Source organism: Sphingomonas faeni, assembly GCF_003053745.1.
GTDB lineage: Bacteria > Pseudomonadota > Alphaproteobacteria > Sphingomonadales > Sphingomonadaceae > Sphingomonas > Sphingomonas faeni.
The window spans coordinates 932,878-958,768 of sequence record NZ_QAYE01000001.1; the positions used below are offsets into that span (position 1 = coordinate 932,878).

At 61.4% G+C, this 25,891-nt stretch carries 25 protein-coding genes and 1 tRNA gene; 20 read left to right on the plus strand and 6 right to left on the minus strand.

Annotation, left to right across the window (positions count from 1 at the left end):
* Positions 1 to 118: 118 nt before the first annotated feature.
* The 10 genes from C8J25_RS04265 to C8J25_RS04320 are packed head-to-tail and all read left to right on the plus strand — an operon-like array spanning position 119 to position 12,962.
* Complete coding sequence (locus C8J25_RS04265; protein ID WP_146173288.1) at positions 119 to 613, plus strand: hypothetical protein; 495 nt, start codon at positions 119 to 121, stop codon at positions 611 to 613.
* The gene (locus C8J25_RS04270) at positions 613 to 1,284 is read left to right on the plus strand and encodes a hypothetical protein (protein ID WP_107952338.1); all 672 of its coding nucleotides are present in this window, start codon (positions 613 to 615) and stop codon (positions 1,282 to 1,284) included. Before C8J25_RS04265 ends, C8J25_RS04270 begins: the two co-directional genes overlap by 1 nt.
* Positions 1,285 to 1,309: 25 nt before the next feature.
* Positions 1,310 to 1,756 carry a DUF6950 family protein gene (locus C8J25_RS04275; RefSeq protein WP_107952339.1) on the plus strand — a complete coding sequence of 149 codons (447 nt, stop codon included), beginning with the start codon at positions 1,310 to 1,312 and terminating at the stop codon, positions 1,754 to 1,756.
* Complete coding sequence (locus C8J25_RS04280; protein ID WP_107952340.1) at positions 1,749 to 3,389, plus strand: phage tail protein; 1,641 nt, start codon at positions 1,749 to 1,751, stop codon at positions 3,387 to 3,389. The genes C8J25_RS04275 and C8J25_RS04280 overlap by 8 nt, the downstream gene beginning before the upstream one ends.
* A gap of 7 nt (positions 3,390 to 3,396) precedes the next feature.
* The gene (locus C8J25_RS20250; protein WP_146173289.1) at positions 3,397 to 10,770 is read left to right on the plus strand and encodes a beta strand repeat-containing protein; all 7,374 of its coding nucleotides are present in this window, start codon (positions 3,397 to 3,399) and stop codon (positions 10,768 to 10,770) included.
* A gap of 16 nt (positions 10,771 to 10,786) precedes the next feature.
* Complete coding sequence (locus C8J25_RS20255) at positions 10,787 to 11,059, plus strand: hypothetical protein (protein WP_146173290.1); 273 nt, start codon at positions 10,787 to 10,789, stop codon at positions 11,057 to 11,059.
* Entirely contained in the window at positions 11,056 to 11,736 is a 681-nt protein-coding gene (locus C8J25_RS04305) for a hypothetical protein (RefSeq protein WP_107952346.1), read from the plus strand. Before C8J25_RS20255 ends, C8J25_RS04305 begins: the two co-directional genes overlap by 4 nt.
* An 11-nt stretch (positions 11,737 to 11,747) precedes the next feature.
* Positions 11,748 to 12,098, plus strand: a complete 351-nt coding sequence (locus tag C8J25_RS04310) for a hypothetical protein (protein ID WP_146173291.1) — start codon at positions 11,748 to 11,750, stop codon at positions 12,096 to 12,098.
* 2 nt (positions 12,099 to 12,100) lie between these two features.
* The gene (locus C8J25_RS04315; protein ID WP_146173292.1) at positions 12,101 to 12,571 is read left to right on the plus strand and encodes a hypothetical protein; all 471 of its coding nucleotides are present in this window, start codon (positions 12,101 to 12,103) and stop codon (positions 12,569 to 12,571) included.
* Positions 12,572 to 12,575: 4 nt separating this feature from the next.
* A complete protein-coding gene (locus tag C8J25_RS04320) occupies positions 12,576 to 12,962 on the plus strand; it encodes a hypothetical protein (RefSeq protein WP_107952352.1) in 387 nt (128 codons plus the stop codon).
* A gap of 202 nt (positions 12,963 to 13,164) precedes the next feature.
* Here the strand turns inward: C8J25_RS04320 and C8J25_RS04325 are convergent, their stop codons facing one another.
* Positions 13,165 to 13,590 carry a hypothetical protein gene (locus C8J25_RS04325; RefSeq protein WP_107952354.1) on the minus strand — a complete coding sequence of 142 codons (426 nt, stop codon included), beginning with the start codon at positions 13,588 to 13,590 and terminating at the stop codon, positions 13,165 to 13,167.
* A gap of 335 nt (positions 13,591 to 13,925) precedes the next feature.
* Between C8J25_RS04325 and C8J25_RS04330 the strand changes: the two genes are divergently transcribed.
* Entirely contained in the window at positions 13,926 to 14,153 is a 228-nt protein-coding gene (locus tag C8J25_RS04330; protein WP_107952356.1) for a hypothetical protein, read from the plus strand.
* Positions 14,154 to 14,198: 45 nt separating this feature from the next.
* On the opposite strand, the gene C8J25_RS20630 is transcribed toward C8J25_RS04330, so the two are convergent.
* The 4 genes from C8J25_RS20630 to C8J25_RS04345 all read right to left on the minus strand — a co-directional run bounded on the left by C8J25_RS20630 (position 14,199) and on the right by C8J25_RS04345 (position 17,427).
* Positions 14,199 to 14,278 (minus strand) — tRNA-Thr (locus C8J25_RS20630).
* Between the two features lie 632 nt (positions 14,279 to 14,910).
* Positions 14,911 to 15,786, minus strand: coding sequence for a hypothetical protein (locus C8J25_RS04335; RefSeq protein WP_208622494.1), 876 nt, complete (start codon positions 15,784 to 15,786; stop codon positions 14,911 to 14,913).
* Entirely contained in the window at positions 15,770 to 16,111 is a 342-nt protein-coding gene (locus tag C8J25_RS04340) for an MmcQ/YjbR family DNA-binding protein (protein ID WP_107952357.1), read from the minus strand. The genes C8J25_RS04335 and C8J25_RS04340 overlap by 17 nt, the downstream gene beginning before the upstream one ends.
* Complete coding sequence (locus C8J25_RS04345) at positions 16,108 to 17,427, minus strand: replication-associated recombination protein A (RefSeq protein WP_107952360.1); 1,320 nt, start codon at positions 17,425 to 17,427, stop codon at positions 16,108 to 16,110. Before C8J25_RS04345 ends, C8J25_RS04340 begins: the two co-directional genes overlap by 4 nt.
* Before the next feature lie 306 nt (positions 17,428 to 17,733).
* Here C8J25_RS04345 and C8J25_RS04350 point away from each other — a divergent pair, with 306 nt between their 5' ends.
* Together C8J25_RS04350 and C8J25_RS04355 are read left to right on the plus strand one after the other, a co-directional pair.
* Entirely contained in the window at positions 17,734 to 18,321 is a 588-nt protein-coding gene (locus C8J25_RS04350; RefSeq protein WP_107952362.1) for a PadR family transcriptional regulator, read from the plus strand.
* A complete protein-coding gene (locus C8J25_RS04355) occupies positions 18,318 to 18,611 on the plus strand; it encodes a DUF2218 domain-containing protein (RefSeq protein WP_107952364.1) in 294 nt (97 codons plus the stop codon). The genes C8J25_RS04350 and C8J25_RS04355 overlap by 4 nt, the downstream gene beginning before the upstream one ends.
* Before the next feature lie 138 nt (positions 18,612 to 18,749).
* Here the strand turns inward: C8J25_RS04355 and C8J25_RS04360 are convergent, their stop codons facing one another.
* Positions 18,750 to 19,901: a glycosyltransferase family 4 protein gene (locus tag C8J25_RS04360; RefSeq protein WP_107952366.1), complete on the minus strand. Its 1,152-nt coding sequence runs from the start codon at positions 19,899 to 19,901 to the stop codon at positions 18,750 to 18,752.
* 103 nt (positions 19,902 to 20,004) lie between these two features.
* Between C8J25_RS04360 and radA the strand changes: the two genes are divergently transcribed.
* From radA to C8J25_RS04395, 7 genes are all read left to right on the plus strand, one after another.
* The gene (gene radA / locus C8J25_RS04365) at positions 20,005 to 21,375 is read left to right on the plus strand and encodes a DNA repair protein RadA (RefSeq protein ID WP_093399340.1); all 1,371 of its coding nucleotides are present in this window, start codon (positions 20,005 to 20,007) and stop codon (positions 21,373 to 21,375) included.
* Positions 21,376 to 21,740: 365 nt separating this feature from the next.
* A complete protein-coding gene (locus C8J25_RS04370; protein ID WP_107952368.1) occupies positions 21,741 to 22,073 on the plus strand; it encodes a hypothetical protein in 333 nt (110 codons plus the stop codon).
* A 48-nt stretch (positions 22,074 to 22,121) separates the two neighbouring features.
* On the plus strand, positions 22,122 to 22,673 hold the full coding sequence (locus C8J25_RS04375) for a YkgJ family cysteine cluster protein (protein WP_107952698.1): 552 nt from the start codon (positions 22,122 to 22,124) through the stop codon (positions 22,671 to 22,673).
* A 67-nt stretch (positions 22,674 to 22,740) separates the two neighbouring features.
* Positions 22,741 to 23,322 carry a CvpA family protein gene (locus tag C8J25_RS04380; RefSeq protein ID WP_107952371.1) on the plus strand — a complete coding sequence of 194 codons (582 nt, stop codon included), beginning with the start codon at positions 22,741 to 22,743 and terminating at the stop codon, positions 23,320 to 23,322.
* The gene (locus tag C8J25_RS04385; RefSeq protein ID WP_107952373.1) at positions 23,319 to 23,762 is read left to right on the plus strand and encodes an iron-sulfur cluster assembly scaffold protein; all 444 of its coding nucleotides are present in this window, start codon (positions 23,319 to 23,321) and stop codon (positions 23,760 to 23,762) included. Before C8J25_RS04380 ends, C8J25_RS04385 begins: the two co-directional genes overlap by 4 nt.
* Positions 23,762 to 25,525 carry a monovalent cation:proton antiporter-2 (CPA2) family protein gene (locus C8J25_RS04390; protein ID WP_107952375.1) on the plus strand — a complete coding sequence of 588 codons (1,764 nt, stop codon included), beginning with the start codon at positions 23,762 to 23,764 and terminating at the stop codon, positions 25,523 to 25,525. Before C8J25_RS04385 ends, C8J25_RS04390 begins: the two co-directional genes overlap by 1 nt.
* Positions 25,522 to 25,851 carry a DUF423 domain-containing protein gene (locus tag C8J25_RS04395; RefSeq protein WP_107952377.1) on the plus strand — a complete coding sequence of 110 codons (330 nt, stop codon included), beginning with the start codon at positions 25,522 to 25,524 and terminating at the stop codon, positions 25,849 to 25,851. The genes C8J25_RS04390 and C8J25_RS04395 overlap by 4 nt, the downstream gene beginning before the upstream one ends.
* The last annotated feature ends 40 nt before the right edge of the window (positions 25,852 to 25,891 follow it).

Sequence of the window (25,891 nt, forward strand, 5' to 3'; positions counted from 1 at the left end):
ATAAGGCATGGCTCTTGTTTACCCCATTCCCTTTCCTTCGCAGGCACCCGCTACGCAGCGGCTAACGCTTAACCGTCGCCAGAGCGCGACTGAATCGCCTTTCACCTACGCGGTGCAAGTGGTCGATACCGCTGCACAGTGGGCCTTCGAATGGTCTTGGCCAATCATGTCCCATGTAAAGGCGGAAGCCCTTACCGGGTGGCTTCTATCGCTGAAGGGGCAGATCGGAACCTTCACCTACCGTCCTAGACAGGCGCTAACGAGTGGCCTTACGGGCCGAACGCTGGCCATACAGGGCTATGCGAGCAACGATGCCATCTCGGTAGCCGGGTGGGCGGCAAACGCCTCTAGCGGGCTTCGAGCAGGCCAGTTCTTCCAACTCGGCAAGCAGCTTCTACGCATCGTAGACGCCAACGCGGGCGCGGATGCCAACGGTAGGGTTACGATCTCCTTCGAGCCGTCGCTACGCGCGAACATCGCAGCCGCCACGCCTGTGAACTTTGCCAGCCCGGCTGGCGAGTTCCGTTTAAGTATCAGCGACGGCTACGGCTACACGCTCGATCCAAACAAGCTTCCCGATCTCGGCAGCTTCACCGCGCGCGAGGTGATCTAATGCGCGACGCAATGACCGGCGACATTCTCGACGCCATCGGGGCTACGCAGATCAGAACCGCTTATCTCGCTCGGCTAGAGTTCCAGAGCGGAACCGCGTTTCTGTGGACTGGCGCGCACCCGATCCAGCCGAACGGGACCGGCGACAGCCTGCTAGACGGCAACGCCTTCGATCCGCTGGCGGCAGGCGTCATGGTCGATATTGGCGAGAACAGCTTTAGCTATAACGGCTCTGAAGAACTAACCGTCGTCCTAGCGGTGCCGACTGCACCAAGCACAGCGATTGCCGCTGCATCGGTCTTCCCGAACGAATACCAGTCTAGACAGGCTACTATCTGGCGAACGCTTCGCATGCCTTCCGCCGATCCGCTTGCGCCTCCCGTGTGGCAGTTCCGCCGCATTCGGAGTGGTGCAATGGATAAGGTCGAAATCCAGAACGATGGCCAGTCGCATAACTTCATGCTGACAATCGAAAGCCACCAAGCGCAGATTTCGAATGCGACCAACCAAAGCTATCTAGATCAACAGCGTTATGATGCGGCTGATACATCGCAGGCGCATGCAGTATCGATTGCTAACGGTGATCCGGGTCCAACCAAGGCGAGTGCTACACCGATCTACGGCAGCAACGGGAAGATCGATGTAGGCGGGACTATCGACCAATACAGGTAGTATTACCGACCCGGCTAAATACTGCATGCAGATTAGCCGTTTTAGTGATTGGGAAGATCGCCTTCGAACTTACCTTGACCGCGTAGAAGAAGAACCCTTTCAGTGGGGCACGCACGATTGCGCGTTGTTCGCAGCCGATTGCGTAAAGGCGATGACCGGCGCGGATGTCGTCGCAGACTTTCGAGGGAAGTATGACACGCGGCTAGGTGCCGCTGAAGCTCTACGCGAATACGGCGACGGCACGCTTCTTAAAACGATGAAGGCGAAGTTCGGTGAAACGAAGTCGCCGCACTTTGCGCAGCGTGGCGATGTCGTCATGCGAGATGCGACCACTACCGGCATCTGTGTCGGGCAGTTCTCCTACTTCGTCGGTGAAGAGCAGGGGCTTCAACGCCTAGTCGCGATGCCGACCAAGGATTGCAAATACGCCTTCACGGTTCCCTTCAGCTTGGAGGCGAACGAAGGTGAGTAAGGTTGTAAAGATCGTTGCGCTTGTCGCAATCGCAGCCGCTATCGTAGTTTTCGCTGCACCTATCGCGGGCGCTATCGCTGGTCTTGGTGCTGGCATTGCTTCGAGTGCAGCTATCGCCGCTGTAACATCGGCGGTTATCGGCGTTGGTCTGTCTATCGGCCTATCGGCGGTAAGCTCGCTCTTCCGCAAAGCGCCATCGTTAAGCAACTCGCTTGCAGACCGTCTATCCGCCAGCATCAACCCGACTGCACCGCGTAAAATCGTTTTCGGTAAGACAGCGGCAGGCAATGACCTTCGCTTCTACGAGTTCTACGGGAAGAAGAAGGATCGCTACGCACAGGTGATCGCGCTTGCGAGCCATCGCCTTAACGCGGTCAACTCCTTTTACACCGAAGAAGAACTAACATGGTCGAACGGCTCGCTTCTCCTTCATGGCGACGGCATCACTTCTATTCGAGCCGTAACGGAAGGTAAGGCAGGGCAGGGCTTCGCGCTGGCGTCCGGTAGCTACTGGAACGCTTCAGCTACCTTTACCGGTTGCGCCTATCTGGCGATTGATTGGAAGTTCGATAGCAAGGCATGGCCTAGCGGCATTCCCTCGAAGCTTACTACGCTGGTCGAAGGTTGCCCGGTCTACGATCCACGCCTTGATAGCACGAACGGCGGCAGCGGGCCGCACCGCATCACGGACCAATCTACATGGGAGTATCGACGCGACGGCATAGAGCTAGGGCGTAACCCGGCACTGTGCCTGCTAACCTATGTCATCGGTTGGAAGATCAACGGTAAGGCGATGTGGGGGATGGGCATCCCGTCGAACCGCATCAACTTCGACAACTTCCGAACCTACGCGAATGTGTGTGAAGAGCGCGTGCTTCTTCAGACAGGTGCAACCACGCAGCGCTACTACTGCGATGGTATCTTCTCGACTTCCGATAGCCACGAAAGCGTTATCAGCGCGGTTACCGCTGCAATGGGTTCGTGCAAGTTTACCGATGTTGGCGGCTTGTATGGCATGGTTGGCGGTTATGATGACACGCTAGGGCCGAAGCAAAACTTCAACGCCGATGATCTAGTAGGCGGCACAGGGGCACCCGCTCCTTACTCGTGGGTTCCGGCTGGTCCGTCGCGCGAGACATACAACATCGCACGCGGGCGCTTTGCCGATCCCTCGCAACAGTTCCAGCTTGCCGACTGGGGGGCTATCGAAACCGATCCGCTACCGGATGGTATCGACCGCACCCTATCCCTCGATTTCGGCTGTGTATCGAGCGCAGAGCAGTGCCAGCGCATCGCAAAACAGTTCCTTATGCGCGAAGCCAAAACACCGGGCTTCTTCAGTGCAACCTTCGGACCGCGCGCCTTCGCGGTTCAAGTCGGTTCCCTCGTGTCTTTGAGCCTTCCCGCACAGGGTTGGAACCGCAAGCTGTTCCGTGTTCAGGAACAGAAGGAAGTTCACGATATGCTTTACCAGATGACGCTTCGAGAAGAATCGAGCGAAGTCTACGCGTGGGATCGCGAAGAGAAGCCGCTACCCTCCACCATTCGACCACCCGGATACGATGCCAGCATGACGGTATCGGTTGAAGGTTTGAGCGCGACTAGCACCGCCTACACGGGGGTTGGCGGCTAAATACAATATGAGCCAAGTAAGTGAGATTACCGTAAGATGGACGCCTGAAACTTCCGGGCGCGTTTCGGGCATACAGATTGAAAGCCGCATCGTCGGCGGAACATGGAGTGTAGTAGCGGAATCCCTCGATCCCGCTATCGGCGTTACTACCTTTACTTCGAACGCACCCGGCGCGGAAGTCGAAGTTCGCGCCCGCTATCGCATGATCTCTGGCGTCTTCGGTCCTTACGATGAAATCGACCTTATCACGGCAGAGATTAAGACGCCTTGGGTAGATATCATTGGCGACGACCGCCCCGACGATAACGCAACCGTTGGCGCTCCCGAGTGGACGAACATCGGGGATAAGCCGGTTCCCGAAGTCCTAAACGACATCGGTAACGCCAAGGGCAACGCACAGACGGCGGTAGATGCACTGAAGAACACGGCTGGCCAGATCGTGCCGGTTACGGAGTTGCTAGGGGATATCAGCGACCTTCAGACCGTCTACGGCGACACGGCATCATCGAAGGCTAACGCGGAAGCGGCGGCAGCTTCGCAGGCTGTGGCACAGTCGGCAGCAAGCAACGCGAGCCAAGCCTTCACGGATTCCAAGACGGCACGAGACGCCGCACAGGCAGCACAAGCGCTTGCGCTAACCAACGCCAACACGGCGACGGGTGCGAAGAACGATGCTCAAACGGCGCTAGCTGGCGCGAACACGGCGAAGACTGCGGCGGAAAGCGCCAAGACGGCTGCGGAGACGGCTCGCACCAATGCGCAGACCGCACAGACGGCTTCAGAAACCGCCAAGGGCCTTTCGCAGACCGCACAGACCGCCGCACAGACTGCACGAGACGCAGCCGCCACGAGCGCGACTAACGCGACCTCGACCTTCACCAACACCACGCGAACGGCTGCACAGCTTTTCCCGTCCGATTTCTCGCGCCTTGGGCAGTTCTTCACGCGCGCCAATGACGGGCAGAATGTAAGCAGCATTACCGCAGACGCGAGCAATAGTTTCCCGACCGATTCAAAGTATGGCGTCATCTACCAGATGAACGCGAACGGTAGCGCATACGGCGGGCGCGTTAGCACGGTTGGTTACTTCCAACCCGTTGCAGGGCGTAGATATCGCGCTGAAGCGATAGTCAATCTTGTAAGCGTGAACACCACGACCGGCACGACCGTTTCACTTGCACAGCGCGCTAATAATAGTTCGTTCGCTTATGCCACGGATTATGCAGGCGGGCTTCGTAATAGCCTTTCTACCGTTGGTGTGTGGACCACCCTTTATCACGAGTTCGATGGTTCGGCACTTCTAGCACAGAATGTCAATGTCGTTTACTCGCGTCCGTATGTGGTAGCTTCGGGAACCGCCGCATCTGGCAACATCGCGTCCTTTGACGGTGTGTTGCAGATTGCTTCGTTCCGCTTCCTCGATATCACGGAAGTCTACAATGCGCAGACCTCGGCAACCGCTGCGGCTGGATCGGCTTCGACTGCTACGACCAAGGCCAGCGAAGCTGGATCGTCTGCCACTTCGGCTACCGGCTCTGCCAACACCGCTACCACCAAGGCACAGAATGCCAGCGATAGCGCGACAGCGGCGAGCAACAGTGCTTCCGCCGCATCGTCTTCTTCGAATGCCGCTGGCCAGTCGGCTTCGGCTGCGAAGATCAGTGAAACGAACGCTTCCACCAAGGCAGGGGAGGCTAGCACTTCCGCTAGCAACTCGGCTGGATCAGAGTCCAACGCTCTAGGCTCGAAGAACGCTGCGGCGGCTTCGGCCTCGCAGGCGGCGAACAGTGCGACAGCGGCAGGCGGATCGGCAACGGCTGCGAACACGAGCGCAGGAACGGCAACCACGCAAGCTGGTCTGGCGGGTAACTCCGCCACGGCTGCGAACACAGCGAATGTAGCGGCAACTTCTGCGGCTATGGGCGCGTCCTATCTCGATGTCGCCTACGCATGGGACTTCACCGGTTCAGCATTGAACGGCTTCGGTGCTGGCGGTGCAACGCTTACGGCTGGTGCGAATGGTGCGTTGCTTACGAACACTGGCACCGATCCAATCTTCGTTACGCCAACCGTTTCGATCCTCGGTAGCCGATACACCCGCGTAGTTGTCGATTTCGTTCGCGTAACTGCACGCACTGCGGGAAACTGGGAAGCCAACATGTATTGGAACAACGCCAATCATGGGGAGTCGGGGACTTATGTAGTAACCGCGCTTAACAAGTCTTTGGCCGATGTAGCGGTTGGTGAGCGCGCACAGCTTATCTTCGATATCAATAGCGCGCCTTCCGTTGCTTCAGCAGATTGGCTTGGCTCGACTACCACTAGATTGCGTTTCGACTTCGACAACGGCGCGGCTGGATCGGCTGCGGTTCGTATCTTGTCGGTGCGTGTCTTGGGTGCAGACGGTATGGCACCCGCAAAGAACGCAAGCGCTGCGGCTGGATCGGCTTCGACCGCTACGACCAAGGCCACGGAAGCTGGCCAGTCGGCTTCGGCTGCAAAGACTTCGGAAACCAACGCAGGCACCAAGGCGGGCGAAGCCTCCACTAGTGCCAGCGCGGCGTCTTCGTCGGCTAGCGATGCCTTGGGTTCAAAGAACGCCGCTGGAACATCGGCAACGAACGCGGCAACTTCCGCAAGCCAAGCCGGTGGCAGTGCTACTGCGGCTGGCACGAGCGCGACTAATGCGGGAACTTCCGCCACGAATGCGGGCAACTCGGCAACCGCTGCAAACTTGAGTGCTGTAAGCGCAGCATCTAGCTTTGGCGCTGCGACCTTGACGGCTTCGGCGTTGATGCCTTCCGATTTCAATCTAGATGGTCGATTCTTCACCGCAAACTTTGGCGGCAATCCTGCCACTAACACTTCGTTGGCGGCGGACTCGACATTCTCCTACCAGACTGTTTCTGGCATCGGTCGCGTTCTTCAAGTCTCGGTTGGACCGGGTGCAAGCGTAAACGCTGCAAACTTCGGCGTTATTCGTCTTGTAGCTGGTCGGAAGTATCGCGTTAGCACTCGCGCGCGTGTGACGGCAGCGGCGGCAGGATCGGCACCGGTTCTTTACGCTATGTCTCTGAACTCGAACTATGGCTACACGCCAAGCGCTTCTGTAAGCGTCGGTATAACGGCTACTACCTCGTGGACAGATACTAGCGTCGTTATCGACGGGACCGCCGCGATTGCTAACGGCGGCGTATGGCTTCGCGCCAATGTCGCAACGAACACCACGGCTTCCGCCCCGGCTACGACCATCTTCCAGTATCAGTTTATCTTGGTCGAAGACATCACGGAAAGCAGCACAGCCGCAGCGCAAGCCGCCGCAGCCGTTACCAGTGCGTCAACTGCCACCACGAAGGCTAACGAAGCTGGCCAGTCGGCTTCCGCTGCGAAGACTAGCGAAACCAACGCTTCGACAAGCGCGGGTAACGCCAGCACCTATGCCAACAATGCATCTACCTCGGCTTCGAACGCTCTTGGCAGTGCGAACACCGCAACCACGCAGGCTGGCGTAGCTTCGTCTTCGCAAGCCGCTGCGGTGTTGACCGCTGTGAACATGCACCCGACGACCTTCGAGCAAGGTATCTCGTTCTTCGGCGGCGACGGTGGTTCTTTGACACCCGGCGCGACCCTCGAAAACTCGGGTGGTGTTAATGTCTTCCGCAACACTAGCAGCAACTCATACGATGTTTTGACATGGAAAACCTGTGTTGTGAACAAGCCTGCTAATAAGTGGAAGGTTCGCGCACGCGTTGGCAACATTCAAGGCGTCGCTTCGAGCGTTGAAATCCGTCTTGCTGGATATACTCTACAGGCTCCGGTTCCCGGTTCGCGTAGCAGCTATCAAGGTGCGGGACGCGCAACGCCAGCGGACGGCTTCATTTGGGTAGAAGCTGTATTCGATGCACCCGATGTAAACGCGAACCCGTTCGTTCGTCCCGAAATCGTCATCAACTACGGGCCGGGGGTAACAGATACATTCGTCCGCGTGATGGCGCTGGAACTCGCGGATGTTACCGGCGAGACGAACGCAGCGGGAAGCGCAACGGCTGCGGCTGGATCGGCTTCGACAGCTACCACGAAGGCCAACGAGGCTGGCCAGTCGGCTTCGGCGGCATCGGGATCGGCAACGGCTGCAAGCACCTCCGCTGGCAACGCTGGAACTTCGGCTTCGCAGGCGTCTACCTCGGCATCGAATGCACTTGGTTCCGCCAATAGCGCGGCTTCGTCTGCAACCGTAAGCGCTACGACTGCGAAGGATAGTGCGGCTGATAATGTGAATGATGGCCGAAGCCCCGGCGCGGCTATGTCGCTTTGGAGCTATAACGATTATAACAACACCGCGCCTTTGCTTCGCTTGTCGAATGATACGAACTTCACGACCGTAAACGGTCAACTTCGTATCAACTCGGGAGCATATCATGTTCACCCGGTTGCGCCGATGCGTGTTCAAGACGGTAAGCGCTACCGTGCGTATGCGCGTGTTCGACTTACTGCGGATGGTTCACAGTCCGCAGGCCATAATCTCTATGTCACCTATTGGGATATCAACGGAAACCTACTGGCAGGCAACACGGTTCTTGTTCAGCAGATCGCAAACTTCACGGTTGCCGATGGCTTCAAAGAACTATCTCGCGACATCTCCACCAATGGGGTTGGCGGTTCCGCTGTTATGGCCACGGGCACCGCGTTTATGCGTGTCATGTATCGCTCTAGCGGAGCGCCAACCGAAGTGGCGTTGCTGTATATCGAGGATGTGGAAGCACAGCGCGCAGCGCAGGACAGTGCGACCGCTTCGGCTGGATCGGCTTCCACAGCTTCCGCTTCGAAAGACGCGGCAGGGCAGAGCGCAAGCGCTGCGAACACCTCTGCGACCAATGCGGGCACGAGCGCAGGGCAAGCCGCCACTTCGGCTTCTAACGCCTCCACAAGCGCTTCCAATGCCCTTGGCTCGGCTAACACCGCGTCTACCCAAGCTGGTCTAGCGGCAGGCTCGGCAAACGGCGCAGCGGGATCGGCAAACGCAGCGAACACCTCCGCTGGAACGGCTGGCACCGCTGCGACCAACGCAGGCACGAGCGCGAGCGCGGCTCAAACTTCGAACCTATCCGCTATCGCAACGGCGCTGAACATGCACCCGACGACCTTCGAGCAGAAGGAGTTGTTCTTTGGTGGCGATGGCGGTTCGACCGTTCCAATCGGCACCTTCGAGAATGTCAGTGGTGTTTGGACGATCCGTAACAATGATGGGGCAAACTACGGAACCGTTTCGTGGAAGACCTGTGTTGCAAACAAGGTCGGGAAGTGGAAGGTCCGCGCCAAAGTCGGGAACATTAGCGGCATCGCGTCTGCGGTTCAGCTTCGCATTAGTTCGTATGCCACGCAGGCACCAACCGGCAATCGTATTAGCTACGCTGCGGCGGATCGTCCGACGCCAGCGAACGGCTTTACATGGGTTGAAGCGATCTTCGATGGTGCGGATGTAATCAATAATCCTTGGGTAAAGCCCGAGTTGATTATCAACTACGGTTCGGGCACCACTTCTACGCTTGTCCGCGTTATGGCGCTGGAACTGGTAGATGTAACCGGCGAAGTGAACGCGGGCGCAAGCGCAACTTTGGCTGCGACTTCCGCGTCTACGGCTTCGACCAAGGCAGATGCAGCTTCGGGATCGGCTTCCACCGCGACCACGGCAGCTTCCAACGCGGCATCGTATCGGGACGCGGCTTCTACTTCGGCGTCGAACGCCAGCACATCCGCAAACAACGCTTCGTCTTCGGCTGCATCGGCGTCTACTTCGGCTACGATTTCGTCTAGCTACTCTGGTAGTTCGTTTACGATCAATGACAAGTTTGCGAACTGGACCAATGCGGCAAGCTACCCGGTTGGCTACTCGACTTGGACGGCTGGCGGTAACTGGCGCTTTGAACGCCAGCCGGGTTACGGCAGTGCGTATTGCATTCGGACGCTTAACGATGTTCCCAATGTGAACAGCGGTTTCCAGCAATCCTTCACCATTCACAATGGTGTTTGGGTTGTCGAAGCTACCGTTATGCTAGACGGCGGAACATGGTCGGGCGCTGGTATGTCGGTAAGCGGCGTATTCAACTACCACTTCGCGTCCGAACCCGACACGAACGGCGTTGTTAGCAGCAACACGGGCGCGGGTTCCGTGCGCACTTGGTCCAAGATGTTCACGAACAATAACAACATTGGGACGGCAGCAACCCTCTACGGTATGCACGGTTGGGAAGATGGTTTTCGCGGTGTCGATCCGAAGTATCTTCGCTGGTATTCGCTCCGCGTTCGTCCCGCTACCTCTGGCGAGATTCAGGGCGGTGCTGCACTGACTTTGAGCAACACCAACACCGCGAACATCTCTACCCTGACAAGCACGGTTGCGAGCAATCAGCAGGCTTTGGCGAGCCGTGCGACGACGCTTGAAGCACGCGCGTTCGCGGGTGGTAACCAACTGTCTAACACGATCTTCCCCAACGCTAATACAGCGGGTTGGTCTACTTCGAACTACGGCGGTGGTGTGTTTGGTTGGGCGGTCAACTTCGCGGGCGATAACTGGCACCCGGTTGGCGAGAATGTCTTGGGTGTCTACCAGAGCAACCGCGCTGGCGGTGATACGAAAGGGCGTTGGCATAGCGAGCGCATGACGATCACGGGCGGCGCATACTACTGCATCTATGTGCAGTCGGCTTCGCACCGCGCTTTGAACGAAGTCATAGCGGAATGGTATCGTGCAGACGGTTCCAGCGCTGGCGTAAGCTACTCGGGTCAACAGTGGACCGGGGGCGGGGGCAACACCGCCGCAGGGTTTGCGCCGCTCGGTTTCAAGAGCGTGCAGGCACCTTCCGACGCTGTGCAGCTTGTCATGACGCTATCGAAGAGTGACACGGTAGCGGGGCAGAGTGACAGCTACGCTTGGTTCTGGCGTCCTTACATCGGTCTGGCACGACCTAATCAGGACGAATACAACCCGTATTCGCCCGGATCGGGCAGCGCTGTTCTAAATGCGGTTGCGGCACGGGTAACGCAGAGCGAAAGCGTAGTGGCGGGTATCGACGGGAAGGTTAAAGCCTACCTTACGCAGGAAGTTTCGGCGGGTGATGGTCGGGCTATCGTAAGCGTTCGCGCGGATGGCCAAACCGGTTCGTCTAATATCGATCTTGCGGCTAGCCAAATCCGGCTACTCACTCCCGGCGCGAACAACGGTTACACTACCGCGCTATCGGTAGATTCCGGGGAAGCCGTGTTCGCTGGTAAGTTGCGGGTTGGTCTGAACAAGTCGGGCGCACGCACCGAAATCGAGACTAACCAAATCCGGGTGTATGACGCTAACGGAACTATGCGTGTGAGGCTCGGAGTCTGGTAAGCCATCTAAATACTATATGGCTTCAGGACTTCAAGTCTGGGACAGCAACGGTGTTCTAATCGTTGATACCAGCACACTTCTACCACGCGCGATTGATATCGGTTCGTTCGACAACTCCGGTTCGGTCAACATTCCAATGCTTGCCAGCACTACGAATGTTGCCGTTCCGGTTGTTGATACGACCTTTGGTTTTGCGCCAGAGGTAACGATTAGTAACACGGGAACCGTTGCGTGGAATAAGCGCAACAATCGTGATTACAACGCCCGCATTAGCGTGATGCTCCTATGACCGCTGGCTTTCAGTGCTACAACGATAGGGGAACAATCCAGTTCGATTCTGAACTATCGAACTATGCCCTAGTCGATAAGGGCACCATTACGACGGGAGATATCAGCGACCCAACCTATGGCGGTTCGTGGTCTCTCGGCTTTAAGGATAAGCTTCCCGCGTTTGACACCTATGCGCTATCATGCACGACCGCGCCTGTTATTCCGGGCGTGGTCGGGTTCAACGATATCACATCGTTGTATGTGAACGCGCGCGGCGGCTCGCATGTGGTTACCTATTACCTGTTTCGAATGTTCAGAAAGCTTCCGAAGATCGGTGGCGCGGGTATCGAGATAACAGACGATCAAGGTAGGTTGACCTACTCGACCGGATACCGCCCGCTATGCATCATCGCTCAACACCCTGTTACGAACCTCTACGATGGGATTTCAGAGGGTAGGGCGCTTCCGGGTGGTCGAACATACGCGTTCATGAAGTATGGAACAATGATACGATCTTTTCGAGCGCCAGCCGGTTCATCCGGTGGTGATATTGGCGATGTTGCGTTCAATGGTTCTAGCGCCGGTTGCCGCTCTGTAACGGACGGCTACTATATCGAAGAGATTAAGGGCAACTGCTACGCCGATGGAGTTCAAGCGAACGGTGGCATTCTAGCGGTTGATGTCACGGGTATCTAACTAAATACATCATGGCTAAAAGAACATCATACACCCCCGAACAGATCGAAGAAATGCGTGCCGCAGTTGCAGCCGCCGACGCAGAAGCTGCGGAAGCAGAGCGTCTAGAGAAAGAAGCATTCTTCGAACCGCTGAAGAGCGCGCTAAACAACGAGTGTGGCCGTTCGTTCTATAACTCGCTAGTGCCGCTGGCCAATGCGTTTAATGGTGACGAATACCCAGAGAATGCGAGCATTCGCGTTCACCTTGACGCTATCGTCAATATTCTTCCCAATCTTTACAATGCCGCTGGCGTTGCGATTACGGAAGTCGTGGAACCGGTAGCGGTCAACGAGCCGGTAGAAGACGCACCGGAAGCTTAATCGTGAAGCCGCGTGAAATAATCTACAAGATGGCTGAAAGCCCTTACCCGCCAAGCTTCAACGGCAGCGGGTGGGGTTACGGCTTCGCGCTCTTCAGCCTTATGCTAATCGCATTGGTCGGGTTCTACACCGTATCGGTAGCGGCTCGAAACATCGTGGCGAACAAGGGAAAGAGCGAAAGCTGGGAACATGTCATGGCGTTGCTAGCCGCGACGGGCGCAAGCGGGCGCTGTATAATGGAAGTCGTCTATAAGATGGCTTGGGGCGAAGTGAACGCCGACACGCTAACGACCCTTCTAACGATCAAGAATATCATGGACGCGATTATCGTGATTCCTGTTATGTCTTGGTTCCTAATCTACAACCTTCGCGTAAGCACCGTAGATCGCAACCGGAACAAGGCGGTTCGACTTTCTATCAGCATCGGCCTTGTAGCCATCGTAGCAGCGATCTTTGCCTTTTCGAAAGTTTAAGCGGGTGAGTATCCGCGCTCTTCGCAATACTGCGATCTTCCTAACAGCGGCGCTATTCTCCACTGCGGCTTATGCAGCCGATGGAACAGCAACCGTCGCCGGGATCGACATCCCGACCCGCGTTATCGTCGCGGTGGTCGGTTGCATCCTCGTGCGCATTTTCATCTGGTCGGAAAGCAAGAACAAGCTTGCCGTCTACAACCTATCGATATCGGCAATCGCTGTGTTGGGTTCGGGGGTCTACGCCTTCGAGCATGTCACCGGCCTAACGGAAGCCTTCGGCACCGGGCTTGGCGTAGGGGCAGGGGCGGTTGCTCTGGTCGAAGCGGCGAAGTCGCGGGCGCTAACCGTGATTAAGGACACGCTGCGATCATGGCTGAACAAGCCGTAACGAGGGGCGTTGATTCAGACCGAACGGGAAGGTGAGTGATGCAGGACCACGAACACGAGGCAACCGCGTTAGAGTTCCAAGACCTAATCGCGAAAATGAACGATAAGCAGTTGCGCGCATCCTATCTTGCCAGCGCAGCCGAAGCGGGCGATCCGTGGCAGGATGCCTTGGCGGCTGCGATGTCAGAGCGCGGGATAGACGACTAGGGGGCGTGAAGCGCCGTCCACGCGGTTGACGCGGCTGTGATCGTCTTGGGCAGGGCTGTGGAGGTGCAGACGCCAATCGCCACCACAGCAACGAGCCGCAGCACCATAACGCCAAACGCAAAGCCATATTGGCCTTTAGCGATATACGCCTTTGCAACATCGGGTTCGTTGGTTCTCATGGCGCAATCACCGCAGCCACCGCAGGATCGACCATCGAACCTAATAATGAACATAAGACCGCAGTTAGGTGCAGAGTAAGCAGCCAACGGAACATCGCAGACAACGACCATCGCAACGACCACGCGATAATAGTTGACCGCACCGTCAACATAACCATAATAACAGCCATACGGACTGGCGTAGCCGAACAAGCAGCCGAAGTAGCTGGCGAAGGCAAAGTGATCGAATAAGGGAAACCGCATTCGTAGGGCACAGCACAGCCTTTCACCGGAACAGGTGTTTTGAGCGTCAAACTCGCCGGTTGTTCTACCAGCGATTGGGTCCGCCCCCGAACGCAACCCCAAGACATTGTGACAAAACTACGAGAACGACAAGTGGTTGACGCTTTTGTTCGAGGCTCGATTCGTCCTATTCGGGTGCGGGTTGGCCGAACGGCGTATTCGCGACGCGTGGACTTCAGCCGTGTTCGTGAAACGCAAGGGGGTAAAACCGGAACGAAAAATCATTTCGGCGTGGTGGGGCGCGGCACACAAACCACAGCACTTGCGTTTGGTCCCGTTTTGTTCTCATATGCCCTATGGGCGACCAAGCTTACTTTACGACGCTGGATTACGCATCGCACCGCGCCGATATGCGGATTCAGTGCGAGTGCGGGCGGATTATCAATGTCCCGTTTCAGAATGTCTTCGCCATGTTCGGCGGCATTCCGCAGCATGTGGACAGGGCGAAGCGGCGGCTGGTCTGCAAGCGCTGTTTGAAGAAAGGGGTGGCGACGATTTCGCCAGTGCCGACCGTGCGGCGGTAACGGTGCCGCCAGTCGGTTTCGAACTTTAGCGCAGAGCAGTGGGGGAGCAGGCGGTGGGATTCAAACCCACGGTGTGGTATTCCGACTTACAAAATCGGTGCAATCGATCACTATGCGACGCCTGCGATAGCGCGCCATTATCAACCCTAGTGCAGCACCGCAACCGCTGGCGTTCGGTTCCGCGTCGATGTCGCGTTTCGCCGTCTGAAGGTCGATGTCATCGCGTGATGGTTCGGGCACAGGACGCGTAGGTTATACGGGCGCGAGTTCGATGCATCGCCGTCCGTATGATCGACTTCGACCAACGGGCGGTTATCGTCGGGGTGCCGTTCGTTCCAACCGCATTCCGAACAGGCGTAATCCGCTTGCTCTAGAACATACTCCCGCACCCATGGCTTCAGCTTCTGTGACGCGCCCGTGTGGCCTTCGATCTCTCCCGCCAGCCATCCCGCGATCTCCGCCGCACCGGCTTTGCGAGGGGCGGCAGCGCACACGCTATTGCAGTATTTCTTCGCGCGGGTTCCGGTGATCGGTGTCTTGCAGAAACCGCATGTAAGACCTTGCATCGCGTTTCAGTGTCCTTTCGGTGTCCTTGACAACAAACCGACTTCGAGGCACAGCAAAGAAACGGCGGTTTTCTGCCGCTTTACTCGACCGGACGAAGGCCAGAGCAAAGCTTTACAAAACTGGCGCTCTACCAACTGAGCTAAACCGGCCCTTGCGTCGGGCGCTGCCCGGTGCGTCGCGACCCCATGCTTCAAGATACGCCGAAGGTCCAGCCCTCGGTTTGCGCGATATGCGATGTCATCGCCGCCGGGTGCCAGAGTTCGGGGCGATCGGCGTTGGCGCGGAGCCAGGCGGCGGTGAGGATAGCGTCGGTGGCGTGGTCGTCGTAGCGCGCAAGCGGTGCATGCCGGTCGCTGCCGATCGCGGCCAGTGCCACGTCGAGCGCCGCGGCATCGCGAATCTTGCTGAGCCCCTTGCGGATGCCGGCGGCGCGTGCGGCGATCGTGGTGTAGATCTCGACGATCAGCGGACCTTGCGACGGCGCCGGATCGAACGGCCAGACCGGTACGTGGCCGGCCAGCCTGTGCAGCACGCGCATCCCGGTCAGGCTCGACTTGCCGACCTGCGCCGCGCCAACGAGATTGAGGTTGCTGGTCGGGCTCAGCCCTTGCCGCCGTTGTGCCTCCTCGGTTACGCGGAGACGGCCGGACCCTTCGAAGAATTCGCCCTTGCGCCCGCCGTGGCGACGCAGATGCCGCGCGACCTCGTCATGGTCGACGAAGCTTCTGGCCCCCAGATGCGGATCGTCCGCGCAGATCCGTTCGACCAGCGCCCACAGAGCGCGCGCATCTGCCGGACTCTCGGCCCAGCCGGGAAAGAAGGCGTCCTGGTCGATGAACGGAAGCGATGGCCCGAGATCGAGCCCGACCAGCGTATCCGGCGGCATCGCGTTCGCCAGCCAGTCGAGCGCGGCAGTGCGCGACCAGCCGCCCTCGGCTGCGATCAGCGTCGGTGCAGCGGCCCCGCGCACGCAGATCGCCAAGGCGATCCCGGATTGCCGGGGACCGACCGCGCCCGACCAGTCGATCGCGGCGAAATGGCCGAAGCGGTCAGGGGCGATCGCCATACGCCTTCCGCTGCCTGGCGGATGCCTGATCCCACCATGCGCGGGCGATCACGCAGGCGACGCGCTCGGGATCATGCGTGCCGTAGCGGACCAGCAGGCCGGGCCAGGTTTCATAATGCGCCGTCTGCCAGAAACTGTCGGGATCGGTCGCGATCAGGACGGCCTTCTCGTCATGCGGGCTGCGGACGTGGAAGCTGCCATCGACATGGCCGGTGCTGACGAACATCTTGCCGCGCGTCTTGATCGCGGGCTGGCCGTACGACGTCGACGCCTCGGTCTCGGGCAGCGACAGTGCATAGTCCGCGACCGCAGCCCAATCCTTCACGGCCGCTTTTCCGCGCGCAGGGCATCCCAATAGGCGAGCCGTTCCGACAGGCGTTTCTCGAACCCGCGTTCGGTCGGCGTATAGAAGGTCTGCGCGCTCATCTCGTCGGGCCAGTAATCCGAGCCGGAAAACGCATCCTCCGCGTCGTGATCGTACGCATAGCCCTTGCCGTAGCCGATATCGCGCATGAGCTTGGTCGGCGCGTTGCGGATCGATGCTGGCGGCATCAGCGAGCCCGTCTCGCGCGCCGATTTCCACGCCGCCTTCTGCGCCTTGTAGACCGCGTTCGATTTGGGCGCGGTGGCGAGATAGACGCAGGCCTGCGCGATCGCGAGTTCGCCTTCGGGGCTGCCGAGGAAGTCGTAGGTGTCCTTGGCGGCGATGCACTGGACCAGCGCCTGCGGGTCGGCGAGTCCGATATCCTCGACCGCGGCGCGCGTCAGCCGGCGGAGCAGGAACAGCGGTTCCTCGCCCGCCGTGAGCATTCTCGCGAGATAATAGAGCGCGGCCTGCGGGTCGGACCCGCGGATCGATTTGTGGAGCGCGGAGATCAGGTTGTAATGCCCCTCGCGGTCCTTGTCGTACACCGCGACGCGGCGTTGCAGGAAGTTCGACAGCCCGGCGGGATCGAGTGGCTCGGGCAGGTTGACCGAGAACAACGTCTCCGCCTGGTTGAGCAGGAAGCGGCCATCGCCATCCGCGCTGGCGATCAGCGCATCCTTGGCGGGCGGAGTCAGGGGCAGGGGGCGCTCCGTCTCCGTCTCGGCGCGGTCGAGCAACTGTTCGAGCGCACCGCGGCCGAGCCGTTCGAGGATCAGCACTTGTGCGCGGCTGAGCAACGCGGCGTTGAGTTCGAACGAGGGGTTCTCGGTGGTCGCGCCGACCAAGGTCACCGTGCCATCCTCGACGTACGGCAGGAAACCGTCCTGCTGTGCGCGGTTGAAGCGGTGGATCTCGTCCACGAACAACAAGGTCCGCTTGCCGATCTTGGCGTGCTCGCGCGCTTCGGCGAACGATTTCTTAAGGTCCGCGACGCCGGAGAACACCGCCGAGATCGCGACGAACCGCAGGTCGACCGCGTCGGCGAGCAGGCGCGCGATCGTCGTCTTGCCGGTGCCTGGCGGGCCCCACAGGATGATCGAGGACAATCGCCCGGCCGACACCATCCGCCCGATCGCGCCTTCGGGACCGGTGATGTGATCCTGCCCTACCACCTCGCCTAGCGTGCGCGGGCGCAGGCGGTCGGCAAGCGGCGCGTTTTCGGGATGCGTTTCGGTGGGGACGGCGGGTTCGAAGCCCGCGAAGAGATCGGCCATTCGGGCAAGATAGGGTCGGGGGGCCGGTTTGCCCATCCGTCCGCCATTCCAGTGCGCTCGTCATCCCGAGACGTACCGTCTTCCTCCCAAGCATCGTCGCCGTCACGAGCGTCGTCATCCCCGCGAAGGCGGGGATCCATATTGGCTGACGGCATTGGAGGCTCGCCCGGTCCGAGGGTCTGGGTTCCCGCCTCCGCGGGGATGACAAACGGGCGAAAGGCGAATCTTTTCGCCACACCTCTTGAACTGGAAACATTCTGCGATATATCTCAGATCATAAATGAAGATATATCGGAGAACACTCAAATGCGTTTTGGTATGGGATATGGAGCCTGGACCGGTGGCCCGCGGGCTGATGGCGAAGGCCGGGGTCGGCCGGGTCACGAAGGCCACGGTCGACATGGACACGGACGCGGCGGCCCCGGTGGTCGGCGGCGGCTGTTCGATGGCGGCGAGCTGAAACTCGTGATGCTGAAGCTGATCGCGGATGCGCCGCGCCACGGCTATGACCTGATCCGCGAGATCGAGGGGCTGACCGGGGGTGGCTATGCGCCGAGCCCGGGCGTCGTCTATCCGACGCTTAGCATGCTCGACGAGATGGGGTTGATCGAGGAGCAGCAGTCGGAAGGCGCGAAGAAGCGCTTTGCGGCGAGCGACGAGGGTCGCGCGCATCTGGCCGAGAATGCGGCCGTAGTGGACGGCCTGTTCGCGCGATTGGCTGCGGTCGGGGCGGAGTCCGAGCGGACCGATGGCGCGCCGATCCGGCGGGCGATGGGCAATCTGCGGCAGGTGCTCCAGCACCGGCTGATGCGCGAGGACGTCAACGAGGATACGCTGCACGAAGTCGCGGCGTTGCTCGACGAGGCGGCGCAGAAGATCGAGCGCTTGAAGTGAGCGTCTCGGTCGCGAGGGTGCCGACGCATTCGGCCAGCAAGTATCTCCAGCAGCTCGCCAAGCACTGGAGCCACAAGATGGAGGTCACCTTCTCTAAGGAAGAGGGCCGCATCGCGTTCCCGAACGGCGCGGTATTGGAGATGCGTGCGGACAGCGAAACGCTCGACGTCGCGCTGACGGTGCCGGAGGGCGACGACGTCGATCGGATGCGCGAGGTGGTATCGAGCCACCTCGACCGCTTCGCCTTCCGCGAAGCGCCGTTGACGTTCGACTGGGTGACCGCGCCCTAAGCATAGTGCAACCTGCTCCCCTCCCTGAAAGGGAGGGGCTGGGGGTGGGTAGGCCGGTTCGAGCCATCTACGCCTGAACATGCGGAAGCCGACCCACCCCCAACCCCTCCCTTTCAGGGAGGGGGGCAGGTCAGGGCATTATTTACCGCGCCGCGCCATCACCTCGAGATACGTATCCAGCACCGTCTGGTTGATCGTATCCCACAGATACCCGGCGGCCTTGTCATGCCCGGCCCAGCCCATCGTCTCGCGCAGACCCGGCTCGGACACGATCCGCGCGATCGCATCCGCATACCCGCCGATGTCCGTCGGCGGCACGAGGAACCCGGTGACCCCGTCGTCGACCAGCCCGACCGCGCCCGATGCCCGCGCCGCGACCACCGGCACACCCGCCGCCATTGCTTCCAACGTCACGTTACCGAATGTCTCGGTCACGCTCGGATTGAAGAACACGTCCATCGATGCAACCGCGCGTCCCAGATCGTCGCCCGACAGGAACCCTGCGAACACCGCACCCGGCACGCGGGCGGCGAACCAGTCGCGCGCGGGTCCTTCGCCGATCACCAGCACCTTGTGCGGCACGCCGCGCTGTTCCAGCGTCCGGATCACGTCGGCGAAGACGTCGAGACCCTTCTCCTTCACCAGCCGCCCGAGAAACCCGACCGCAACCTCGCCATCGGCAATGCCGCGCGCGCGCCGCCACTCGAGATCGCGGCGCGTCGGCGTGAAGCGGTCATGGTTTACCCCGCGCGACCAGATCGCGGTCGGCGTCGTCACGCCCCAGTCGCGGACGATCTCCGCCATGCCGCGCCCGGGCACCAGCACTTCGTCGACGCGGTTGTAGAAGCGCGTCAGGATCTTCACCATGATCGGCTCGAAGAACGCCATCTTGTAATAGCGGAAATACGTCTCGAACCGGGTGTGCAGCGACGCGACCGTCGCGATGCCGTTGCGATGGCCATAGCTGATCGCGCGGTGGCCGAGGAAATCGGGTGCCGAGACATGGACGATGTTCGGCGCGAACGCATCCAGATCGCGCCGGATCGCGGCAGGCAGCCCGCGCGCCATCTTGTATTCGCCACGCCCCGCCGGCAGCGGCAAAGACGGCACCGCGACCAGATCGCCGGTCGGCGGGAAGGCGGGCTTGGCATTGGTCGGCGAATAGACACGTACCGTCGCGCCCTTCGACAGGAGATGGCCGACGAGCAGATTGAGCGCCTGGTTTGCGCCATCGCGTACGTAATTATAGTTGCCGCTGAACAGGGCGATGCGCAGGTCGGTGGCTTGCATCGTCGCGCGGATAACGCCGGGTTTCCCGAAGCGCCACTAAATCCGCAACTTGTCGCACGTGCGCCCCATTGATGTTCCCGTATCGTTCTCGTACATCGGCGGCATGGCGAAACCCCAGAAGCGTTACGTGTGTCAGGCCTGCGGATCGGTATCGCACCGCTGGGCGGGGCAATGCGCCGATTGCAGCGAATGGAATACGCTGGTCGAGGAGGCGAACACCGCCGCCACCCCGTTCCATTCGAAGCACAATCTCCAGACCGGCGGGCGGGCGATCCAGCTCGTCGGGCTCGATGCCGAGATCAAGCTGCCCGATCGGATGGCGACCGGGATAGCCGAACTCGATCGTGCGCTGGGCGGCGGGTTCGTCGAGGGTTCGGCGACACTGATCGGCGGCGATCCGGGGATCGGCAAGTCGACGCTGTTGTTGCAGGCGGCGGCGAAGATGGCGCTGGCCGGCCAGTCGGTCGCATATGTTTCGGGCGAGGAGGCTGCGGACCAGGTCCGCCTGCGCGCGCGGCGGCTGGGCTTGGGCAACGCGCCGGTGCAACTGGCGGCGGCGACCTCGACGCGCGACATCCTGACCACGTTGCAGACCAGGCCTCCTGCGATGCTGGTGATCGATTCGATCCAGACGATGCACTCCGACCTGATCGAGGGCGCGCCCGGCACGGTCAGCCAGGTGCGTGCGTCGGCGCAGGAGCTGATCCGGTTCGCCAAGGAACGCGGCACCGCCGTGGTGTTGGTCGGGCACGTGACGAAGGACGGCTCGATCGCTGGCCCCCGCGTGCTTGAGCATATGGTCGACACGGTGCTGTCGTTCGAGGGCGAGCGCAGCCACCAATACCGCATCCTCCGCGCGATCAAGAACCGCTTCGGCGGGACCGACGAGATCGGCGTGTTCTCGATGCAGACCGAAGGGTTGGCGGAGGTCGGCAATCCGTCGTCGCTGTTCCTGACGCACCGCGACGATGCGATGACGGGGGCAACGGTGTTCCCGGCGCTGGAGGGGACGCGGCCCGTGCTGGTCGAGATTCAGGCGCTGACCGTGCGGCTGGCGTCCGGCGCTACGCCGAGACGTGCCGTGGTCGGCTGGGATTCGGGGCGTCTCGCGATGATTCTTGCGGTGCTGGAGGCGCGGTGCGGGCTGAGCTTCTCCAACGCCGAGGTCTATCTCAACATCGCCGGCGGGTACCGGGTGCAGGACCCGGCGGCGGACCTCGCAGTGGCGGCGGCGCTCATTTCCGCGATGTCGGAGCGGCCCGTGCCGGTCGATGCGGTGGCGTTCGGTGAAGTCGCGCTGTCGGGCGAAATCCGCCCGGTCGCGCATGGGCCGCTGCGGTTGAAGGAAGCGAGCAAGCTCGGTTTCGAACGCGCATTGGTGCCGGCGTCGATGACGGGGGAGAAGAGCGGGATGAAGCTGTCGGGGTTCAAGACGCTGGCGTCGTTCGTCGATCACATGATGGGGCGGGGGTAGGCGTTTCAAACCTTGTTTCCCCGCGAAGGCGGGGACCCAGACTGGGCTCCCGCCTTCGCGGGAGAACAAGGTAGCGTTTGTGACGGTGGTGGGTCAGGCATACCTTTACGACGGGGATAGCTCCGGTTCGTTGTTAACGTCCCGGCTAGTCACCTTCCCGGCGGGGGCCGGGGCCCAATTGGGAAACGCTGCTGGCGGCCGCTGCGCTTCGTTACCACGACCTCTCCAATTGGGCCCCGGCCTCCGCCGGGGTGGGGTGGTGAGGGCCGTTATCGGTCATAGGTCGATCGAGCCGCACACGACGTCATCGTGGCGGGCAGGTTCGGCCAAGCGGCGAACGCATGGCCTCTCGCGACAGCCATGCTATGGCCGCCGGCATGGCGAACACGAAAAGCAATACCGGTACCGTCGAGGTCGATGGCACCCGATACGACTGGCACCTCCAGCGCGAACCGCAGCATACGGATGCCGAAGGCTGGAAGGGCATGACGATCTCGCTGTTGCAGGACGACGCCAAACGCGAAGCCCTGCTCGAGTTCCCCGCGCCGAAACGCCTGTTAAAAGGGTTGCCGCGCGGCCGGCTGCAGATCGACGACGCGACGATCGCTCGCGGCGTGCGGGCGGCGTTGGCCGCGGGATGGGAGCCGATGTCGCGGGGCAAGCCGATGGTCTTCACGGTGGATTCCGAAGGAAATTGAACCGTGGATCGGCGTGACGCCCCGACCCCGCCGGATGCGCGCACGCAGATGCAACCCCATACCGACGTGGAAACCGCGCTGCTCGGGCCGATCCTGCCCGATCGAGCGTGCGGCGATTGTACCGCGTGCTGCACCGAACTGACGGTGACTACGCCCGAGTTCGCCAAGCCCGCGGGAACGCCGTGCATCCACCTCTCCAATAAGGGGTGCGGCATCCACGCCGTCCGCCCGCGCATCTGTCGCACCTGGTTCTGCGTGTGGCGACGGGTCGCGAGCCTGCCTGACGGGGCACGGCCCGACCGGTCCGGGCTTCTCGTGTCGCTCAATTTCGTCAAGGAACCGCAGAACTGCCTCGAAGGCGTCTCGATCAATGTCCGCGTCCTCGCCGGCAGCGACGCGATCGCGAACGGCATGGCGGCCGCGGTGCTCGACAGCGTGTGCGACCAGCTGGTCCCGGTCTGGTTCAGCGACGGATCGAGGAAAATGCTGATGCATCCAGACACCGACGTCGCTCGCTTCGTCCTATCGGGCGAGGCTGCACCCGCGCAGCTGCAGGACGAAGTCGCCGCGTGGCGCGAGCGCTACGGTATGTTCGGTTGAACCACTAGAGCGCGTCGGTCGCCGCGCGCACTAGCGGTTCGCACCGCACGTCCCTATTCCAGAGACCATGAACCTCACCGCCCTAGACATCGTCGTCCTGATCGCCGTCGCGGGGTCCGCGGTGTTGGGGCTCGTGCGCGGGTTCGTCACCGAAGTGCTGTCGATGTTCGCCTGGGTGGCGATGGTGGCGATGTTGAAGCTGTTCCACATCCCGCTCGCCGCCGCGTTGTCGCCGATGGTCGGTACCGTCGGTGGTGCGGCGGTGCTCGCGTTCGCGATCATCACGGGCGTGACGTATATCGGCGGGCGGCTGGTCGCCAACGCGATCGGCGCGCGGACCCGGACGTCGATCTTGGGGCCAGTCGACCGGGCGCTCGGCTTCGGGTTCGGCGCGTTGAAGGGGCTTATCCTCGCCAGCCTCGTCTTCCTGCTCGCGACGCTCGTCATCGACACGATGAGCGGCGGCCCGTCGCGGCGCCCCGGCTGGATGACGATATCGCGGACTTATCCGCTGCTCAACGCGACCAGCGCGGGGATCGCCGATTTCGTCGACCGCCGCCGCCGCGGCAAGCCCGTTTTCGGCGCAACCACGCCGCCTTCCAAATCCGATCCCTCCCGATCCGATAGTGCTAGCGAGCCGAAACCATGAGCGCGCCCCTCTACAACGCCGAGATCCTGCGCCTCGCCGCGACGATCCCGCACCATGAACGCCTGCCCGAGCCGATGGCGACCGCGGAGAAACGCTCGCCGATCTGCGGCAGCCGCGTGACGATCGACGTCGCGGTCGACGACGAGGGGCGGGTCAGCGAGGTCGGCCTGCTGGTTCGTGCCTGTGCGCTCGGCCAGGCATCGTCGTCGCTGCTGGCGTCGAACATTCTCGGTCGCACCCCCGCCGAACTCGCCGCGACGCGCGACGCGCTGACGGCGTGGCTTGCACGCGAGGGCGATGCGCCCGATTGGCCGGGGATGGATATCTTCACCCCCGCGCTCGACTATACCGCGCGCCACCCGTCGATCCGGCTGGCGTTCGAAGCGGCATCGGAAGCGGCTGCCGAGGCTGCCGACACCGCTGCAAAGGCGAAAGTCTGATGGCGGAGGGTACGGCCCCGTCGCTGCTCCGCGACGGCGTCGTATTGCTCGGGTTCGGGCTGATGTTCGTGCTGCTGTTCCGCCGGCTCGGGCTCGGCGCGACGCTGGGGTATCTGGTCGCGGGTGCGGTCGTCGGGCCGCATGTGCTGGGTCTGGTCGGCGACGCGGAGTCGAAGCTCGGGTTCGCCGAACTCGGCATCACGCTGCTGCTGTTCATCGTCGGGCTCGAACTGAATCCGTCGCGGCTGTGGAAGATGAAGGAGGAGATCTTCGGTCTCGGCGCGTTGCAGGTCGTGGTCTGCGGGCTCGCGATCACCGCGATCGTGTGGATCGGCGCCAAGTTTTCGCTCCCCGCCGCGCTCGCGCTGGGCCTTCCGCTCGCGCTGTCGTCGACTGCACAGGTCCTGCCGATGCTGCGCTCGTCCGGCCGGATGAAGACGCCGTTCGGCGAGCGCGCCTTCTCGATCCTGCTGTTCCAGGACCTCTCGATCGTCCCCCTGATCACGATCGTCGCGGCAATGAGCCGCAACCCGGCCGACGCGAACGCGCCGCCAGGCTGGCTGCTTGCGCTCTACACCGTGCTGGCGGTCGTCGGGCTCGTCGTCGCCGGGCGCTATCTGCTGCGGCCGTTCTTCCGGCTGATCGGCAATCTCGGCGAGCGCGAGATGTTCGTGTTTGCCGGCCTGTTCACGGTCATCGCCAGCGCCGCCATCATGGAATGGCTCGGGCTGTCGACTGCGCTCGGCGCGTTCATCGCCGGCGTCATGCTCGCGGACAGTCCGTATCGTCACGAACTGGAGGCAGACGTCGAGCCGTTCCGATCGATCCTGCTCGGGTTGTTTTTTCTGGCGGTCGGCATGGTGCTCGACTTGGGCGCGATCGCCGAACGCCCGTTCTTCGTGATGGCGATGGCCGCCGCGCTGATCGCGACCAAGACCAGCGTCATCATGCTGATCGGCATGGCGTTCAAGATGACGTGGCGGCAGGCGTTCGCGCTTGGTCTGCTGCTCAGCCAGGGCGGCGAGTTCGGCTTCGTGCTGTTCGCGCAGGCGCAGGCCGGGCTGCTGATCGAACCACAGGCGGCCAGCCTGTTCGGCGCGATCATCACGCTGTCGATGGCGACGACGCCGTTCCTGATGGGGATCACGCGGCGCTTCCGGACCGAGCCGATCGCCGAGGGGCAGGAACGCGACGGCCCCAAGGTCGACGGCGCGAACGCGATCATCGTCGGCTATGGGCGGTTCGGCCAGACGGTCGGCCAGATGCTGCTGGCGCAGGACATCCCGGTGACGCTGATCGACACCGATATCGAGATGATCGACATCGCCGGCGAGTTCGGCGCGAAGGTCTATTACGGCGACGGCACGCGGCTCGACTTGTTGCGACAGGCTGGCGCAGCGGAGGCGGAGATCATCTGCTTCTGCATGGACGGCGACCAGCTCGATCCGGACACGATCGAGGGCGTGCACGAGGCATTCCCGGACGCCGCGATCTACGTCCGCGCGTTCGATCGCCGCGCGCTGGTCAAGTTGAAGAACACGTCGGCGACCGCGGTGGTGCGCGAAGTGATGGAGTCCGCGGTGAAGATGGCGCGCCTGGTCATGCGCGGGCTCGAGATCGCGCCGGCCGATATCGATCGCGCGGAGGAGCAATACCGGGCGCGGGACAAGGAGCGGTTGCAGTTGCAGATCGACTCCGGCGACATGCGCGCGGCGCGTGCCGAGACCGCGAAACGCTTTCCCTGGGGGAACGATACGCAATGATTATCGCTATCTTGGCGGCGCTGTCCGGCGCGATCGCGGTCGCGGCGGGGGCGTTCGGGGCGCACGGCGCGAGCGGGTCGGCGGCGGAGTGGCTGAAGACCGGCGCGCAGTATCAGCTTGTCCACGTGGTTGCGGCGCTGGTCGCGATTCGAATGGAGGCGCGCGGGCCAGCTTGGCTGTTCGTGATCGGTGCGGCGATCTTCGCGTTAACGTTGTACGCGATGGCGCTGGGCGCGCCGCGCTGGTTCGGCGCGATTACGCCGATCGGTGGGGCGTTGTTGATCGGTGGGTGGTTGTGGCTGGCTTGGAGCGCGGCCCGCACCTGACCTCGTTGTTCACCCGCGAAGGCGGGTGCCCAGACTGGGC